This window comes from Yersinia sp. 2541 StPb PI (genome assembly GCF_052217145.1).
Classification (GTDB): Bacteria; Pseudomonadota; Gammaproteobacteria; order Enterobacterales; family Enterobacteriaceae; genus Yersinia; species Yersinia enterocolitica_E.
Window position 1 is genome coordinate 2,353,120 of the sequence record NZ_JAZGQB010000001.1, and the last position, 17,468, is coordinate 2,370,587.

A 17,468-nucleotide genomic window follows, 5' to 3' on the forward strand; every position below is an offset into this window, starting at 1 on the left:
TTATGGAAAAGCCATCACGAAAAAGAGATGGCTTTTATTTCTTTATAAATCACTTAGTCGGCAATTTAATGTCCTTGAACATCGCCTCGATATCATCATTAGAACGCAAGGCAACCGCTTTATCCACCACATCACGGGTCAGATGTGGGGCGAAACGCAGAATAAAGTCATACATATAACTGCGCAGGAAAGTGCTGCGGCGGAAACCAATTTTCGTGGTGCTGTAGGTAAAGATATCACGGGCATCAACTATCACCAGATCAGGATCTTGGATCGGATCAACTGCCATACTGGCGATAACCCCCACACCCAACCCTAATCGCACATAGGTTTTAATCACATCGGCATCTGTCGCGGTAAACACAATGCGCGGTGTCAGACCAGCACGATTAAACGCAGTATCCAGCTCAGAACGGCCAGTAAAACCAAAGGTATAAGTCACAATCGGGTATGCTGCCAGCTCTTCAATGCTGACGTGGGTTTTACCTGCTAAAGGATGATCAGGCTTGACTACCACAGCACGGTTCCAGTGATAGCACGGCAACATAATCAGGTCGTCATATAAATGCAGCGCCTCAGTGGCGATAGCAAAATCAGCGCTCCCTTTAGAAACCGCTTCGGCTATTTGGGTCGGCGAGCCTTGATGCATATGGAGCGACACACGCGGGTAGCGCTCGATAAAACCTTTAATCACATTCGGCAATGCATAACGCGCCTGAGTATGGGTAGTGGCTACATACAGCGAACCTTTATCAGGATAGGTATGTTCACCGGCAACGGCTTTGATAGCATCTACTTTGGATAAGACTTCACGGGCAATACGGATGATTTCCAGCCCTGCGGGGGTCACCTGCGTGAGATGTTTGCCACTGCGGGCAAAAATTTGGATACCCAGCTCATCTTCCAGCATTCGGACCTGCTTACTGATCCCCGGCTGCGAGGTATACAGTCCTTCTGCGGTGGACGATACGTTAAGGTTGTGATTGACCACCTCAACAATATAACGGAGCTGCTGCAATTTCATATCGATACCATCCTAGGTTGAACACTGTGGGAACGCCACAGTTTGGTATATCGGTATCACCCGGTATGCCGAGAAGTTATTAACTAAAACCCGTAAACTGCATGGTGCGAAGCTGGTCAGTATTGACCTTATAATAACATTAGGTGATAAGAAAATATTTTATATAACTACTATATCATTTCATCGCTAACTGTATATACCCTTCTTACTTGGTATTACAGTACATCAGCCTAAAAATAATAGTATTTTTTGATAAATGCAGACAGTAGCCAAAGTGTAATAACTTTAGCGGATTAACTAAGACTATAAAGCACTTGAGTAGATTAGCCCAATAAAAAAACCAGCCATTGAGGCTGGTTTTTTGTTGTGGTACCGGAGTACCGCACTATAGGCTTAAGTGTACTCCGATCGGTTTAACCACTTATTTTTTCGCTTCAACCCATTTTCCATCGATATAGAAAGCAGACCAACCCGTGGCTTTGCCATCTTTCTCGGATGAAACATACTGCTGTTTGGTTTTACGGCTAAAACGTACCATGGTTTTATTACCTTCTTTATCCGCCACAGGCGCATCAGCCAGATAACGTAATTTTTCAGGTAAACGATCTTTGAAGCGAACTAACTCTTCGACTAACGGCGCACGGGTTTCGCGCGACTTAGGGAAGGTGTTCGCAGCCAGGAACACGCCTGCAGCACCGTCTCGCAACACGAAATAGGCATCTGACTTCTCACAAGGCAGTTCTGGCAACGGTACCGGATCTTCTTTAGGTGGCGCGACTTCACCACTGCGCAAGATTTTACGGGTATTCTTACACTCGTCATTGGTGCAGCCCATGTACTTGCCAAAACGCCCCATTTTCAGATGCATTTCAGAACCACATTTTTCGCACTCAACAATCGGGCCTTCATACCCTTTGATACGGAACTCGCCCTCTTCTATCTCATAACCATCACACGCAGGGTTATTACCGCAAACATGCAATTTACGTTGGTTATCGATGAGATAGCTATCCATTGCCGTACCACATTTCTGGCAACGGCGGCGGGCGCGTAATGCGTTAGTTTCCGCATCATCACCCTCAAGGATATTGAGAATCTCAGCTTCGGGTACCAGATTGATCGTGGTTTTGCAGCGCTCTTTAGGTGGCAATGCATAACCAGAACACCCAAGGAACACACCGGTACTGGCGGTACGAATCCCCATCTGACGGCCACAGGTTGGGCAGTCGATGCTGGTCATCACCATCTGATTCGGGCGCATACCGCCCTCTTCAGGGTCTTTCTCTGCTTTTTCAAGCTGTTCGCTGAATTCGGCAAAGAAACCATCCAGTACAGCTTTCCACTCGGCCTGATCGTTGGCAACCTGATCCAGGCCACTTTCCATGCGCGCGGTAAAATCGTAATTCATCAATTCGCGGAAGTTTTCTTCTAACCGGTCAGTAACGATTTCACCCATTTTCTCGGCATAGAAACGGCGGTTTTCTACCCGCACATAACCACGATCTTGAATGGTCGAAATGATTGATGCATATGTGGATGGACGGCCAATACCCCGTTTTTCCAACTCTTTTACCAGTGATGCTTCGCTGTAACGTGCTGGCGGCTTGGTGAAGTGTTGGCTTGGGATAAGTTTTTGCAAATCCAGATCACTGCCCACTTCAATTACCGGTAAAGTGCGGTCTTCATCGCCTTTACGTAGCGCAGGCATCACCTTAGTCCAACCATCAAAGCGCAGAGTACGCCCTTTCGCCCGCAGTTGGAAATCGCCAGCCTGAACGGTCAACGTGGTGGAGTCATACTTAGCTGGTGTCATCTGGCAAGCCACAAACTGACGCCAAATCAGTTGGTACAGCTTCTGGGCGTCGGCTTCCATATCTTTTAACTGCTCAGCAATCACACTCACATCTGAAGGGCGAATAGCTTCATGCGCTTCTTGCGAATTTTCTTTGCTGCTGTACTGATTAGGCGCAGATGGCAGATACTTATCACCGAAATTGTCGCCAATATAATCACGCACCATGGTCAGCGCATCCTGACTTAAATTGGTGGAGTCAGTACGCATATAGGTGATATGACCTGCTTCATACAAGCGCTGCGCCATCATCATGGTTTTTTTCACACCAAAACTCAGACGGGTACTGGCAGCCTGCTGCAAGGTGGAGGTAATAAACGGCGCGCCGGGCTTGCTACTGGTCGGTTTATCTTCACGATCCAGCACCTTATAGCGCGCATTTTCCAGTAATTTCAGTGCAGCATGCGTCTGTTCGCGATTTACCGGTTTAAACGGCTTGTCATGGGCATGGGTGACTTCCATTTGAATCGGAACTTCACCTTTCGCCAGCAAGTCAGCATGCAGCTCCCAGTACTCTTCGGGAACGAATGCTTTGATATCCCGTTCACGCTCAACAACTAAGCGCACTGCCACTGATTGCACTCGACCGGCAGACAGGCCACGGGCAATTTTTTTCCAGAGCAGCGGGGAGACCATATAACCCACAACCCGATCCATAAAGCGACGAGCTTGCTGGGCATTAACCCGGTTGATATTCAATTCACCCGGTTGATTAAACGCCTGCTGGATGGCATTTTTGGTGATTTCGTTGAAAACCACACGGCTAAAGCGCTTATCATCACCACCAATCACTTCCCGCAAATGCCAGGCAATTGCCTCTCCTTCGCGGTCAAGGTCGGTTGCGAGATAGATGTGGTCAGCGTTTTCGGCTAATGCTTTCAGCTCGGCAACCACTTTTTCTTTGCCGGGCAAAATTTCGTACTGCGCTTTCCAGCCATGATAAGGATCGACGCCCATACGGTTCACTAACGCAACCTTTTCGTCTTTCTTTACTTTAGTCTTGGGCTTGTCGGTTTTCTTGGCTTTATCTTCAGTTGAGTTAGCGCTCTTCTTACTGGCTGATCCACTGGTCGGCAAATCACGAATGTGACCGACACTGGACTTAACCACGTAGTTATTCCCTAAGTATTTATTAATAGTTTTGGCTTTTGCCGGGGACTCAACTATTACGAGGGCTTTACCCATAATGACCTTTACCTAAATTATTTCTTCTAAAAGAAGGTTTTTATCTTGCCGTACCGCGGCATTCTGAATCTCTTTTTTATATTGCGGTACTTTCTCAGGAGATCAACCTGTTTTTTTGATCGGAGCCATAAATGCGCCTGCCGAGTCTTACCTGACGACCCCTCGATCCCTAAAAATTTTTGCCTACACCCAGCACTACAGCAGCGAATTCTGCCTCATGGCGTCAACAAAACCTTCCACCTAATAGTATAAAATCCCACACTGTACCTGATAAAAAGCGCTACGCAACCTAATTAGCGAGGAATATGAATTTATCCAATCACGGCTACAAAACAGCCAGAGGCTCGAATAAACCTTAGCCGGTTTGCGAACAAATGCTAACCCGCAGTACAATAGTGAGAGAAATTACATTGTAGTAAGGAGATATAATGCACGGAAACACAGCACCGATTGAGCGTAATAAATTATTAGCAGAGGCTAATGAGATTATTCGCCAGCACGAAGATTATATGCATGGGATGCAGGCAACTGAGGTTGAGCAAAAAGGGCCAGTATTGGTATTTCGCGGCGAGTTTTTCTTGGATGCAGACGGTTTACCGACAGCGAAAACAACCGCAGTATTTAATATGTTTAAACATTTGGCTCATGTTTTGTCAGCTAAATACCATTTAATCGATTAATTGCCGGTGACTCCTCCCATTATTACATGGCTAATTTCGCCATTGAGCCACAAATAACAGGGGGCTAAGCCCCCTGCCTTCCTTCACTAAAAACCCTATGCTCTCAGATTATAAAAGGGGTTTTTCGCCGCGCTGCCACCAGCGTAATAATAGACGGTCAGCGCTTTCTGCCGCGCTGCCGGTAAAACGATCCATCAGACGTTTGCGTCGCGAATAACGCACACCGATAACTTCATGATTATCCATTTCAGCAATCAATAAATCATCACTGGTACCAATGGCATCAACCAACCCTTTTTCTTTCGCTTGGGTGCCAAACCAGTGTTCACCGGTCGCAACCGCATCGATGTCCAGAGAGGGCCGCTGTTGCTGTACGAACTGTTTGAATAACAGGTGCGTTTCATTCAGATCTTCACGGAATTTCTCGCGCCCTTGTTCAGTATTCTCACCAAATAATGTCAGTGTGCGTTTAAACTCACCAGCAGTATGCAGTTCTACATCAATATCGTTCTTTTTCAGCAAGCGGTGGAAGTTCGGGATTTGGGCCACAACACCGATAGAACCAATAATGGCGAATGGCGCACTAATAATACGATCAGCCACACAGGCCATCATATATCCCCCACTGGCAGCTACTTTATCGACCGCCACCGTCAGGCGAATCCCTTTATGGCGCAAGCGCTCCAATTGCGAGGCGGCTAAACCATAACCATGCACTACGCCACCAGGGCTTTCGAGTCGCAGCAGCACTTCATCTTGCGCGCTAGCAACCGCCAGAACCGCAGAAATCTCTTCTCGCAATGACGTCACTTCATGTGCATCAATGCTACCTTTAAAATCAATTACATATAGGCAGGGTTTTACCGCTGCCACCGCACCGGCTTTGGCGCGCTGTTTCTTCAGCTTTTGATCCGCTTTTTGCTGCTTCTTAAACTCTTTGCTCCAGTTTTTTTGTTCTGCATGGCTCATGCGCGCTAGCCGCATTTCCCGCTGAATTTCCTTATATTGCTCACCCAAATCAACCAGATTCAATTCACCCCGTTGCCCTTGTTTTCTCATCCCTTGGCTGACAACCAGTAACACTACCGCACCAATGGCGACCACAATCGTCACTACTTTGGCTAGAAACAGTCCGTACAGAGAAATTAACTCCACAAATACCGCCTTTATTCATCTGCTATTAGAGAGATATCTGCATTCTAGCGAACCCGTAAGCTGCCGTCTTGCGCAAATGAAAAATTGCATTGGTTTCGCTTAAATATAAGAATGTAAGAGATATCGCGGCATGCCTGAATAAAATATCCGCCGCCAGTAAGAGGAATAACTATGCATTATCAACCTAAAGACGATCTGCTCAATAACCGCACTATACTGGTGACGGGAGCAGGCGATGGTATTGGTCGCGAAGCGGCACTGACCTATGCCCGTTTTGGTGCTCGTCTGGTGTTAGTTGGCCGGACTGAAAGTAAATTAATGGCGGTACAACAACAGATAGCTGAGGCTCAAGGGTTGCCCGCTGTAACACTGCCACTTGACCTATTACATGCATCGGAACAAGATTGCCAGCAGCTGGCAGACACCCTAAGTCAGCATGTTTCACATCTGGATGGTGTGTTGCATAATGCCGGTTTATTAGGTGATATAGTTCCGATGGCGCAGCAAAATATAGCCGTCTGGCAGGACGTGATGCAAGTGAATGTAAATGCGACATTTATGCTTACCCAAGCACTTTTACCGCTACTATTGAAATCTCACAGCGCCTCGCTGGTATTCACCAGTTCTAGCGTGGGTCGCCAGGGTCGTTCCGGCTGGGGCGCTTATGCCGTATCCAAATTCGCCACTGAAGGCATGATGCAAGTGCTTGCAGAAGAATATAAACACAGCAATTTGCGGGTGAATTGTATTAACCCGGGCGGCACCCGAACTCAGATGCGGGCATCCGCCTTCCCTGACGAAGATACAACTAAATTAAAAACACCTGCTGATATTATGCCGCTATATCTTTATCTCATGAGCGATGATAGCCGTAGAAAAACCGGCATCAGTTTCGATGCACAACCCGGCCGTAAAGCCGGCCCCGCAGAATAAAGGAACATGTTATGTCTGAAGAACGCCACCAGCAGCGCCAACAAAAAATAAAAGAAAAGGTTGAATCACGGGTTGCGGCAGCACAAGAAACACGCGGTATCATGATTATTTTTACCGGTAACGGTAAAGGTAAGACCACTGCAGCATTTGGCACTGTGACCCGGGCAGTCGGGCATGGTCTGAAAGCGGGGGTGATTCAGTTTATTAAAGGTGAATGGCCTAACGGTGAGAAAAACCTGCTGCAACAGCATGGGGTCGAATTTCAGGTTATGGCGACCGGTTTTACCTGGAATACTCAGAATAGAGAAACTGACACTGCCGCCTGCCAAGGTGTTTGGCAGCACGGTTTGCGCATGTTGGCAGACCCAAGCCTGGATTTAGTGGTGCTCGATGAGCTGACTTATATGGTCGCCTATGACTATCTGCCACTTGATGAGGTCATCACCGCCCTCAAACAGCGCCCTGCCCATCAAACCGTGATTATTACTGGCCGTGGCTGCCACCGCGATTTGTTGGAAATGGCCGATACCGTCAGTGAATTACGCCCGGTCAAACATGCTTTTGATGCCGGAATTAAAGCACAACAAGGTATTGACTGGTAATTCGCAGTATTCATGCAAACCAATGAAATGCCGCAGAGGCAATATCTGCGGCATTTTTCGCTATATATAATGAGATCTAAACTTACGGCCCCTTTTGGCAAACTCAGTTTTCCAAATTACTTCTCTAGAGGGATCATGGGTATTTTTGACGGGGTCAATGTCCCAATGGCGGGAGTTAGTGTTGCCATCCCAGGGACCACTTGGCTTGACGACTGCGCTTGGTGTTGTGTGCTGTCAAAATAGCAGATTTTTTTCAATGGTTTAGGGAGCGAACCACACGTGTTTTGGCAATTGTCACCATAGTGAGAGTAAGAGTGAGGCCCAGCACAAGCATAAGTTACAGATGAGAATCCGGTGCCGACGACAAATAAAATAGCCGCGCTGGTCGTTAACAGAGACTTTTTCATATTAATGCTCCTGAGATTTTAAATCCGAGGGGTATTCCCCAAGAGCAATATAGTCACGCCGAATATTTAGAGACTAGCGGTATCTTATCGTGGTTGACGGTGTGTATATGTGGTAAAAACATTTATTATAGAAATATTATACTATCCAATAGATGGATGGTGGTTTTTTATACTTCAGGAAGAAACACAATAGCTGACGGAGGGATGTGAATGCTTAAAATCAATGATGGGGAGAAAATGATCCCTCCCCATTAGACAAATTACCCGCGCTTGTTAGATCCGCGTCGAGCAGTCGTTGCTGCTGGCGCTGCATTACCCGTATTTTGACGAGTAGAACTTTTACGAGCAGAACCTTGACGACCCGCGACCTGACGGCCAGCGACTTCAGTGTGGCGTTTAACCGCACGACGGATTTGATTGGCTTTAACCCGGCGTCGGTCTTTCTCAACAGGCAGTTTACTGACAGTTTCAGAATCCAATTCGACCAACTCACGCAAGTAGTTGGTTGCCTTCAGATCCAATTCGGTCCAGCCACCTCGTGGCAGGCCCTTCGGCAAATTAATATCGCCATAACGCACACGAATCAGGCGGCTAACCTGCACGCCAACAGCTTCCCACAAGCGGCGAACTTCACGGTTGCGCCCTTCGGTCAACGTAACGTTATACCACTGGTTAATCCCCTCTCCGCCTTGGAAGCTAATGGTGCGGAAAGCCGCTGGACCATCTTCCAACTGCACGCCACGGCTAAGTTGTTTGATTTTTTCGTCATCGATTTGACCAAACACCCGCACGGCATATTCGCGTTCAACTTCACGGCTTGGATGCATCAGACGGTTGGCAAGTTCACCGTCAGTGGTGAACAATAATAACCCTGACGTATTAACATCCAGACGGCCTACCGCCACCCAGCGCGAACCGCGCAGTTTAGGTAAACGATCGAATACTGTTGGGCGACCTTCGGGATCATTACGGGTACAGAGTTCACCTTCCGGCTTGTAATACGCCAGAACACGGCAAACAGCCTCTTCAGATTCTTTAATAGAAAGAAGATGACCATCGAGGCGAATTTTGGTGGCCTGAGTGACTTCAACACGATCACCCAGCGTTGATATTTTACCATCAACGCTGACACGGCCTTGTTGGATAATAGTTTCGATTTCCCGACGCGAACCATGACCGGCACGTGCCAAGACTTTCTGTAATTTTTCACCCACAATTTTATCGCCCTGCGGTTTAGGGCTTTGTGGCTTTGAGTTTGGTAATTTTTGGTTTTCTGACTTCTCGCTCATTGAGCAACCTCTAATGTCGCCTTCACAGGCGTCGAATTATATATTGTAATCAACAAGTTAAGCTCGCAATCAAGCGAAACTCACTGAATGTAATACATTTTAGAACACAGCATGGCGCACTAAAAAGGGTGCAGGCGGCCTCACACACTGGTTCGTGACCCGACATATTACACTAATTTCACACTCAAGGATTCAAAAAGTGTCTGACCACCCTTTTCACTTACCCAGAGATCCACAGTGCCATGGCCAAAATGGATAAAAATCGTGCAATACAAGAATAATCCTACACCGATTGGATGCCTGTCTGATTATTTTGTGATCTAAATCAATTTAAGATGTACTCCATCAACTGCCATCTGCAGTGCTAATTCTAACTCGATAAGGCGAGTTTAAACCCGATTAAAAACCAAGCCTTTCTTTTCTCAATTTCTCACTTCTTATTTCTATTCCGTTTTCTTATTTCGATTTTATCTTTCTTGTAATCATTATTATCACCAGGATGTATTCATCTATATGAAACCTATTACAATCCAAAAATTAAATATTATTACCCGCTGCCTGATGGCAACGTTAATGACTGGTGCGGCCTCCAGTGCTTATGCTATTGAGTGTAACGACCCCGCCAGAACATCGGCTGATAGTGCCTGCACGGTCACTACAGCCTCAAGTACTGATATTATCGGCGTATTGGCGCAGGGTTCAGAGAGCACCGATGCCTCCGGGTATACTGTTACTGTCGATACGCCCGCATCCGCCACATTGCAATCTATTCTTGGCGGGTCTGCTGATGCTGTCGCATCAACGTCTAACGTAAGTAATACTGATGCGGTTATGAGCCGTGCTGATGCTAATGGGGCAAGTAATAATAATACGGTTGTCGTCAATAATGGTTTATTTAACGGCGATATTTATGGCGGTTATGCCAGTGCCGATGCCAATAGCGATGCCATGGTAAGCGCTATGGCGATAAGTCACATTGCCGAAAGTGATGCCTATGCAAACGCCAGCAGTAATATGAATACGATCATTATTAACAATGGTGTGTTCAAGGGTGATATTTACGGCGGTTATTCTGTTAGCAATGGCAATGCTTTGGCAAACGCCTACGGTACTGGCAGCATCGCCAGAAGTTTGGCTGATGCGCGCGCCACCAGTGATACCAATAACATTACGATTAATGGCGGTTCGTTTAGTGGCCCTGTGCATGGTGGATATGCCTATACCAATGTGTTTGCTTTTGCCTATGGCGCTAACAGCGTAGATAAAACTCAGGCGAACGCCAGCGCCTCAAGCAGTGGCAATACAATTGTTATTAATGATGGTTCCTTTATTGGTTCTATTTATGGTGGCTACGCAGAAGCTATCACCATGATTGACCAAATAACCCCAGGAGAAAGTAGCAGTATCAGTGTGAAAAGTAATGCCAACACTCTTACGCTGAATGGCGGTGTATTCAGTGGCCTTATTTATGGCGGTTATGCCTCAAGCTTTGGTGGCGCACCAACCCCCGAGAATGCCACTGCAATCAATAACACCATTACGCTGTCAGGCGCTCCGGTATTTAACGCTAATAGTAGTGAAATATGGGGGGGATATGCGGATATGTTCGACGGTATCGCAACCTCATATGGTGATGCTTTCACCGGCAATACTTTTAATTTTTCCGCCAACCCTATCACTCTGAATAAGATCGGTAATTTTGCCTTTTATAATTTCTATCTGAACAACAATATTAAAAATAATGATGTTTTGATTGCACTGACTAACGCGGCTAATATCGACAATGCGGCTATTGCAGTGACCGGTATCAGTAAGGACAGCAACCTGGTCAAGGGTGATGCTATTACGCTTATCTCAAATGTCACCGGGGGTGAGCCGACGTTAAATAACACGCAAAAAGTCACAATTGGTACGGCAAAACTGGCGGATATCAGAGTGTATCGGGAAAATGATGCAGTAAAAGCGTCGTTAGATAGCGTAACCCAATTAAGCCGGGAAAACGGCCCGACCACCGGTTTTGACGCAAACCCACAGACTAAAGCCTATTTGGAAGGCCGTCTGCCAGGCATGTTTTTAATCAATCAAGGCAGCGACCTGCTTGCCGGGTTGGATATAGCACAACTTTACCGTGATGATAATGGGGTGGCACTGTTTGGTCTTACCTCCGGCAGCAAGAGCCGTTACAACACCGGTTCCCACATTGATATGGATAGCTTCGCTTTGACCACCGGTATCACCAAGAATCTGGGGCAACTCACCCTCGGTGGCCTGTTTGAAGCCGGCTGGGGTAGCTATGACGCCTATAATGATTTTAGCGGATTGGCCAGTGTAAAAAGTAACGGAAATGTCGACTATAAAGGTGCAGGTATTATTGCCAACTATGCATTCACTGACGCTATTTACCTCAACAGTTCTCTGCGTGCAGGGCGGGTATCTAGCGACTTTTCTTCTGCTGATTTCGGTGTGAATGGCGGGGTTGCGAGCCATTATGACAGCGCGTCACCTTATGTCAGCGGGCAGCTGAAAACCGGCTATCGCTATGCCATGACGCCGGCGGTGAAACTAGACACCCATGCCAGTATCCTGTCGACTCGAGTGGGCAGTGACAGTGTCACCAATTCCCAGGGTGAGAAGCTGACGTTTTCGGCGTTGAACTCACAGCGTGTGAATACCGGCGTTACTGTTACCTATCATGCCACACCTAAACTGGATGTTATCGGCGGGGTTGCCTATGAATATGAGTTTGATGGTAAAGCCAAGGGGACTATCGATGGGGATAATATCGATTCTGCGGGCATTAAAGGGAGCACGGGCATTGGTGAAGTGGGCATTCGTATCACACCGACTAAAGAAAAGAATCTGTCTATGGACCTGAAACTGTCAGGTTACAGCGGAAAACGCGAAGGTGTAGCTGGCGGGCTTAGTGTGAAATATGCCTTCTAACACCCGTGATTGAGCATGTCATCTGGGTTGGATACCGGTACCTTTCGGTTATGCCGTATCCAATACCCCAGATATTAAAGATATTTAGCGGAACGGCGTGGCGTCCCCCGCTCCTTCACGAATAACTTCAGGAGAGGAATCAGTCAGATCAATAACTGTAGTGGGTTGCTGCCCTAATGAACCGCCATGGATGATTAAATCCACTTGCTTACCGAGATGGTCTTTGATCTCTTCCGGGTCGGATTCAGCAAAGTCATTACCCGGTAGCATCAATGTCGTCGACATCAAAGGCTCGCCTAATACATCCAGCAACGCCAGCGCAATAGGGTTAGAAGGCACACGTAAACCAATAGTTTTACGTTTGTCATTCATCAAACGCCGAGGAACTTCTTTCGTCGCCTTCAATATAAAGGTGTAATTACCCGGGGTATTATTTTTGATAAGTCGAAACGCTGAATTATCAACATATGCATAAGTCGATAACTCCGACAAATCACGGCACACCAGTGTGAAGTTATGATTACCATCTAATTGACGGATACGGCAAATACGTTCCATTGCCGCTTTATCTTCTAAACGGCAGCCAAGGGCATAACCAGAATCTGTCGGATAAACCACCACCCCGCCCTTGCGTAACACATCAACACTTTGGTTGATCAGTCGCGGCTGAGGGTTTTCCGGGTGTATATAAAAAAATTGACTCATGACACTACCTCATCATTCAACGTTCGCGTTAGCTGGCTCTACAGGCCAATCACGCCATACTGGTTCCACCCCTGCGGGCAGCCACAATTTGCGGCCCAATTCAATCCAGGCGCAAGGCTGATGGAAATCAGATCCCTGGGATGCCAGTAAATTATAGTCGCGCGCATACTGTGCAAGCTGCGCTCGTTCATGGGGGGCTTGTTGGCACTGGGCAACTTCCATGGCATCACCGCCATGCTCGGCAAAATGGGCTAATAAACGTTTCAACCATTTGGCGGTTAAATCGTAACGACCCGGATGCGCCAGTACCGCTTGCCCACCAGATTGCTTAATTGCTTCAATAGCTTGTTCTATTGTACACCATTGTGCGGGGACATAACCGGTCTTGCCTTTGGCTAAATACTTTTTAAAAACCTGCCCAACGTTACTCGCCAACCCCAACTCCACCAGATAGCGGGCAAAATGCCCACGGGTTACCTGTCCGCCCCCCGCCAAGCGGTTAGCTCCGTCCCAGGCACCGGGAATACGCGCTTTTTCCAGTCGCGCGCTTATTTCCTGCGCCCGAATATAGCGATAGTTGGACTGCTCACTCAATAATTTGCCAATACTGGCATGCTGGGTATCAATACCTAATCCCACAATATGGATCTCGTGGTTTTCCCATAATGTAGAAATTTCCACCCCAGGGATAAGCCGTAGTGCCAATTGTTGCTGGGCAATGGTGGCGGCGGCTTCAGCCAACCCTGCGGTGGTATCGTGATCGGTAATAGCCAAAACACCTACCCGCATCTGCGCTGCTCTTATTACCAGTGCCGAAGGGGTTAACAAGCCGTCCGACGCAGTGGTATGGCTATGCAAATCATAAAGTGTAAAGGCCGTTGATATGGTGGCATCAGCCCTATCAGATAAGGTGGTGTTATCAGTCAAAACAGGTTTATTTATCAAAATGGTCTTATTAACCAAAACAAAAATCCGAAAAAGCGTGGCGGGCTATCATACCTGTTAATAACACACTAACGTTAATCAAACTTAGTCGTGCTCTGCCACCGTATCGAAATTAAAGTGAAATAGATAACCGCACAGACTTTGTTAGAAAACAATCAATCAAGGGTTGACATTTACCTCGTGAACCAGTTAACTAGTACACAAGTTCACAGGGCACTTAAACGTCTGAGTAAACAGCAAGTGAACGTAGCTAACCCCCTACGGCGTCAAGGGCAAGGGGAATAAACTGAATGCAATCATAGAGAGTAGTGACTGATAATGAAAACTTCCCTGATTTCCTTACTGCGTTGGTGGCACATCTCCCTCTCTCGGGCGATGTAATCACGCATATCAGTCACCAGACAATGCAGATTGCTTCAGCCCGCTAATAGCGGGCTTTTTTATGGTTAGATTTCGGCGTAATCACTTTTCAGGAAAGATAAATGATGCAAACTTCGCGCCCCACATTACAGTTACTGAGCACCCCGGCGTGTTACCGCGATGACCCAACCGCGCTGTTTCACCAGCTCTGCGGCGCACGACCAGCCACTCTGCTGCTTGAATCCGCAGAAGTGACCAGTAAACAGAACTTAAAAAGCCTGCTGATTATTGATAGCGCTTTACGTATTACCGCCCTTGAGCAGAAAGTCACGATTGAAGCACTCAGTCGCAATGGCGCGTCGTTATTACCGCTGTTAGATGCTGCGTTACCGCCACAAGTAGAGATTCAAGTGCGCCCGAATGGCCGTGAATTAACCTTCCCTATCATTAACGAAGTGCAAGATGAAGACTCTCGTTTACAGTCATTGTCGGTTTTTGATGCGCTACGTTTGCTACTAAAACTGGTCGATGCACCCGAAGCTGAGCGGGAGGCCGTATTCATTGGTGGTCTATTCGCTTACGATTTGGTGGCGGGTTTTGAAAATTTACCCCCGCTGCGCCAGGACCAACGTTGCCCAGATTTCTGCTTCTATTTAGCCGAAACCTTGTTGATATTGGATCATCAGCATCGCTCGACGCAGTTGCAAGCCAGTTTGTTTACCGCCGACGCTAGCGAACATTTGCGTCTGACCCAGCGGTTAGAACAAGTTAGCCACCAGCTACAGCAAGCACCACAACCGATCCCTGCCCAGTCAGTGCCTGAGATGGCGTTACAGTGTAACCAATCAGACGCAGAGTACGGTGCAGTGGTGGCCCAATTGCAGATAGCAATCCGAGAAGGCGAAATTTTCCAGGTTGTTCCTTCGCGCCGTTTCTCACTGCCTTGCCCCTCACCACTGGCGGCATACCAAACATTGAAAGACCATAATCCCAGCCCGTATATGTTCTTTATGCAGGATAACGAATTCTCCCTGTTTGGTGCTTCACCGGAAAGTGCGCTGAAATATGACGCCACCAACCGCCAGATTGAGATTTACCCGATTGCCGGTACGCGCCCGCGTGGCCGCCGTGCCAATGGTGAATTGGATCGTGATTTAGACAGCCGTATTGAGCTGGAGATGCGCACTGACCATAAAGAATTGGCTGAACATCTGATGCTGGTGGATTTAGCCCGTAATGATTTAGCCCGCATCTGCGAGCCGGGTAGCCGCTATGTGGCCGATTTAACTAAAGTTGACCGCTATTCCTTTGTGATGCATTTGGTCTCGCGCGTAGTGGGCACGCTGCGTCAGGATCTGGATGTACTGCATGCTTATCAAGCCTGTATGAATATGGGCACCCTGAGCGGCGCACCGAAAGTCCGCGCTATGCAATTGATTGCTGGCAGTGAGGGCGCACGTCGGGGCAGTTACGGTGGCGCGGTGGGTTACTTTACCGCACACGGCGATTTGGATACCTGCATTGTTATCCGCTCAGCTTATGTCGAAGACGGTGTCGCCACGGTTCAAGCGGGGGCCGGTGTGGTGATTGACTCCATTCCACAGGCCGAAGCCGATGAAACTCGCAATAAAGCACGTGCGGTTCTACGGGCAATTGCTAGCGCACACCATGCCAGGGAGATCTTCTAATGGCTGATATCTTGCTGCTCGATAATATTGACTCATTTACTTACAACCTGGTGGACCAATTACGCTCCAGTGGCCATCGGGTGGTGATTTACCGTAACCAAATCGCCGCCGATACCATTATCGCCCGCTTGCAACAACTCGAACAACCGGTGCTGATGCTCTCACCCGGCCCTGGCACACCGGCACAGGCGGGGTGTATGCCCGAATTATTGCAACGTCTACGCGGCCAGTTACCGATTATCGGTATTTGCCTTGGCCACCAGGCCATTGTCGAAGCTTATGGCGGCCATGTAGGACAGGCCGGAGAGATACTGCACGGCAAAGCCTCGGCCATTGAACACGATGGACAAGCTATGTTTGCAGGCATGCCGAATCCGCTGCCAGTAGCCCGCTACCACTCATTAGTGGGCAGCAATATCCCAACAGAATTAACCGTTAACGCCCGTTTTGGTGAGATGGTCATGGCGGTGCGCCATGACGCACATCGGGTGTGTGGCTACCAATTCCACCCGGAATCTATTTTAACCACCCATGGTGCCCGTTTGCTTGAGCAGACGCTGGACTGGGCATTATGCCCTCCACACATGAAGCTGTAGCGGTGTTAGCTACATTCGTTACTCGCATGCTGTCACCTGTAACACCATGTTCTTTGGGTAGGGTGTAATTAAGGACTATAAGATGCAAAACTTATTATTATCAAAAGAATTATTATTGGAAAAACTGTTTCAGGCTAAATCCCTGACCCAAGCGGAAAGCCAAATCCTGTTTAGCTCTATCGTGCGAGGTGAACTGGAAGCGAGCCAATTGGCGGCGGCGTTAATCAGTATGAAAGTACGCGGTGAAACACCTGCCGAAATAGCGGGTGCCGCGCAAGCCTTATTGGCGGATGCACAGCCCTTCCCGCGCCCGGATTACCTGTTCGCCGATATCGTTGGTACCGGGGGTGACGGCACTAACAGTATCAATATATCTACCGCCAGCGCCTTTGTTGCCGCCAGTTGTGGCGTAAAAGTGGCCAAACATGGCAATCGCAGTGTTTCCAGCCGTTCCGGTTCATCAGACTTGCTGGCCGCATTTGGTATTCGCCTGGACATGAGCGCGGAACAATCCAGATTAGCCTTGGATGAGTTAGGGGTTTGTTTCCTGTTTGCGCCGCAGTATCACACTGGCTTTCGCCACGCGATGCCGGTTCGCCAGCAGTTGAAGACCCGCACCCTGTTTAATGTGTTGGGGCCATTAATCAATCCGGCTCGCCCGCCGTTGGCGCTGATTGGTGTTTACAGCCCTGAGTTGGTATTACCCATCGCGCAAACCCTACAAGTGTTGGGTTACCAGCGTGCTGCGGTGGTACATGGTGGGGGAATGGATGAAGTGGCGATTCATGCACCGACTCAGGTTGCTGAGCTGAATAACGGCAGCATCGAAAGCTATGAATTAGCACCGGAAGATTTTGGTCTGAACCGTTATTCACTGGGCGCGTTACAAGGCGGCGCACCGGAAGAAAACCGTGACATTTTAGCACGGTTGTTACAAGGTAAAGGTGAACCGGCACACGCCGCAGCCGTTGCGGCTAACGTGGCGTTATTGCTGAAGTTGCACGGTCAGGAAAACCTGCGCCATAACGCACAGCAGGCATTGGAAATGATTCACAGCGGTCAGGCTTTTGATCGTGTTACCGCTCTGGCGGCGAGAGGATAAAT

The 17,468-nt window shown here is 48.1% G+C and carries 14 protein-coding genes and 1 other annotated feature; of the genes, 8 read left to right on the forward strand and 6 right to left on the reverse strand.

Annotated features, from left to right (window positions below; all coding sequences use genetic code 11):
• Positions 1 to 49: 49 nt before the first annotated feature.
• Positions 50 to 1,024, reverse strand: coding sequence for an HTH-type transcriptional regulator CysB (cysB, locus tag V1953_RS10445; RefSeq protein ID WP_005191584.1), 975 nt, complete (start codon positions 1,022 to 1,024; stop codon positions 50 to 52).
• A gap of 421 nt (positions 1,025 to 1,445) precedes the next feature.
• The gene (gene topA, locus V1953_RS10450; protein WP_083158916.1) at positions 1,446 to 4,061 is read right to left on the reverse strand and encodes a type I DNA topoisomerase; all 2,616 of its coding nucleotides are present in this window, start codon (positions 4,059 to 4,061) and stop codon (positions 1,446 to 1,448) included.
• 428 nt (positions 4,062 to 4,489) lie between these two features.
• On the opposite strand from topA, the gene V1953_RS10455 reads away from it, so the two are divergent.
• Entirely contained in the window at positions 4,490 to 4,741 is a 252-nt protein-coding gene (locus V1953_RS10455) for a YciN family protein (RefSeq protein WP_083158917.1), read from the forward strand.
• A 108-nt stretch (positions 4,742 to 4,849) separates the two neighbouring features.
• On the opposite strand, the gene sohB is transcribed toward V1953_RS10455, so the two are convergent.
• Positions 4,850 to 5,896, reverse strand: a complete 1,047-nt coding sequence (sohB, locus tag V1953_RS10460; RefSeq protein ID WP_083158918.1) for a protease SohB — start codon at positions 5,894 to 5,896, stop codon at positions 4,850 to 4,852.
• A 171-nt stretch (positions 5,897 to 6,067) separates the two neighbouring features.
• Here sohB and V1953_RS10465 point away from each other — a divergent pair, with 171 nt between their 5' ends.
• Together V1953_RS10465 and cobO are read left to right on the forward strand one after the other, a co-directional pair.
• Positions 6,068 to 6,829: a YciK family oxidoreductase gene (locus V1953_RS10465; RefSeq protein WP_083158919.1), complete on the forward strand. Its 762-nt coding sequence runs from the start codon at positions 6,068 to 6,070 to the stop codon at positions 6,827 to 6,829.
• A gap of 11 nt (positions 6,830 to 6,840) precedes the next feature.
• Positions 6,841 to 7,431: a cob(I)yrinic acid a,c-diamide adenosyltransferase gene (gene cobO / locus V1953_RS10470; protein WP_083158920.1), complete on the forward strand. Its 591-nt coding sequence runs from the start codon at positions 6,841 to 6,843 to the stop codon at positions 7,429 to 7,431.
• Between the two features lie 667 nt (positions 7,432 to 8,098).
• On the opposite strand, the gene rluB is transcribed toward cobO, so the two are convergent.
• Positions 8,099 to 9,127: a 23S rRNA pseudouridine(2605) synthase RluB gene (rluB, locus tag V1953_RS10475; RefSeq protein ID WP_102970413.1), complete on the reverse strand. Its 1,029-nt coding sequence runs from the start codon at positions 9,125 to 9,127 to the stop codon at positions 8,099 to 8,101.
• Positions 9,128 to 9,640: 513 nt separating this feature from the next.
• On the opposite strand from rluB, the gene V1953_RS10480 reads away from it, so the two are divergent.
• Positions 9,641 to 12,070 (forward strand): autotransporter domain-containing protein, encoded by a 2,430-nt coding sequence (locus tag V1953_RS10480; RefSeq protein WP_442850884.1) that lies wholly within the window; start codon positions 9,641 to 9,643, stop codon positions 12,068 to 12,070.
• Positions 12,071 to 12,154: 84 nt separating this feature from the next.
• Here V1953_RS10480 and V1953_RS10485 read toward each other — a convergent pair whose 3' ends face one another.
• Positions 12,155 to 12,775 (reverse strand): L-threonylcarbamoyladenylate synthase, encoded by a 621-nt coding sequence (locus V1953_RS10485; RefSeq protein WP_005191561.1) that lies wholly within the window; start codon positions 12,773 to 12,775, stop codon positions 12,155 to 12,157.
• A gap of 12 nt (positions 12,776 to 12,787) precedes the next feature.
• Positions 12,788 to 13,738 (reverse strand): RNase RNM, encoded by a 951-nt coding sequence (rnm, locus tag V1953_RS10490; protein WP_442820910.1) that lies wholly within the window; start codon positions 13,736 to 13,738, stop codon positions 12,788 to 12,790.
• A 300-nt stretch (positions 13,739 to 14,038) separates the two neighbouring features.
• Between rnm and trpL the strand changes: the two genes are divergently transcribed.
• The 4 genes from trpL to trpD all read left to right on the forward strand — a co-directional run bounded on the left by trpL (position 14,039) and on the right by trpD (position 17,466).
• Positions 14,039 to 14,101, forward strand: coding sequence for a trp operon leader peptide (trpL, locus tag V1953_RS10495; protein WP_002227930.1), 63 nt, complete (start codon positions 14,039 to 14,041; stop codon positions 14,099 to 14,101).
• Positions 14,063 to 14,164, forward strand: a sequence feature (Trp leader region). It overlaps the preceding gene by 39 nt.
• A gap of 41 nt (positions 14,165 to 14,205) precedes the next feature.
• Entirely contained in the window at positions 14,206 to 15,768 is a 1,563-nt protein-coding gene (locus V1953_RS10500) for an anthranilate synthase component 1 (protein WP_083158924.1), read from the forward strand.
• A complete protein-coding gene (locus V1953_RS10505; RefSeq protein WP_083158925.1) occupies positions 15,768 to 16,364 on the forward strand; it encodes a glutamine amidotransferase-related protein in 597 nt (198 codons plus the stop codon). The genes V1953_RS10500 and V1953_RS10505 overlap by 1 nt, the downstream gene beginning before the upstream one ends.
• Before the next feature lie 82 nt (positions 16,365 to 16,446).
• Complete coding sequence (trpD, locus tag V1953_RS10510) at positions 16,447 to 17,466, forward strand: anthranilate phosphoribosyltransferase (RefSeq protein WP_050073272.1); 1,020 nt, start codon at positions 16,447 to 16,449, stop codon at positions 17,464 to 17,466.
• Positions 17,467 to 17,468 lie beyond the last annotated feature (2 nt).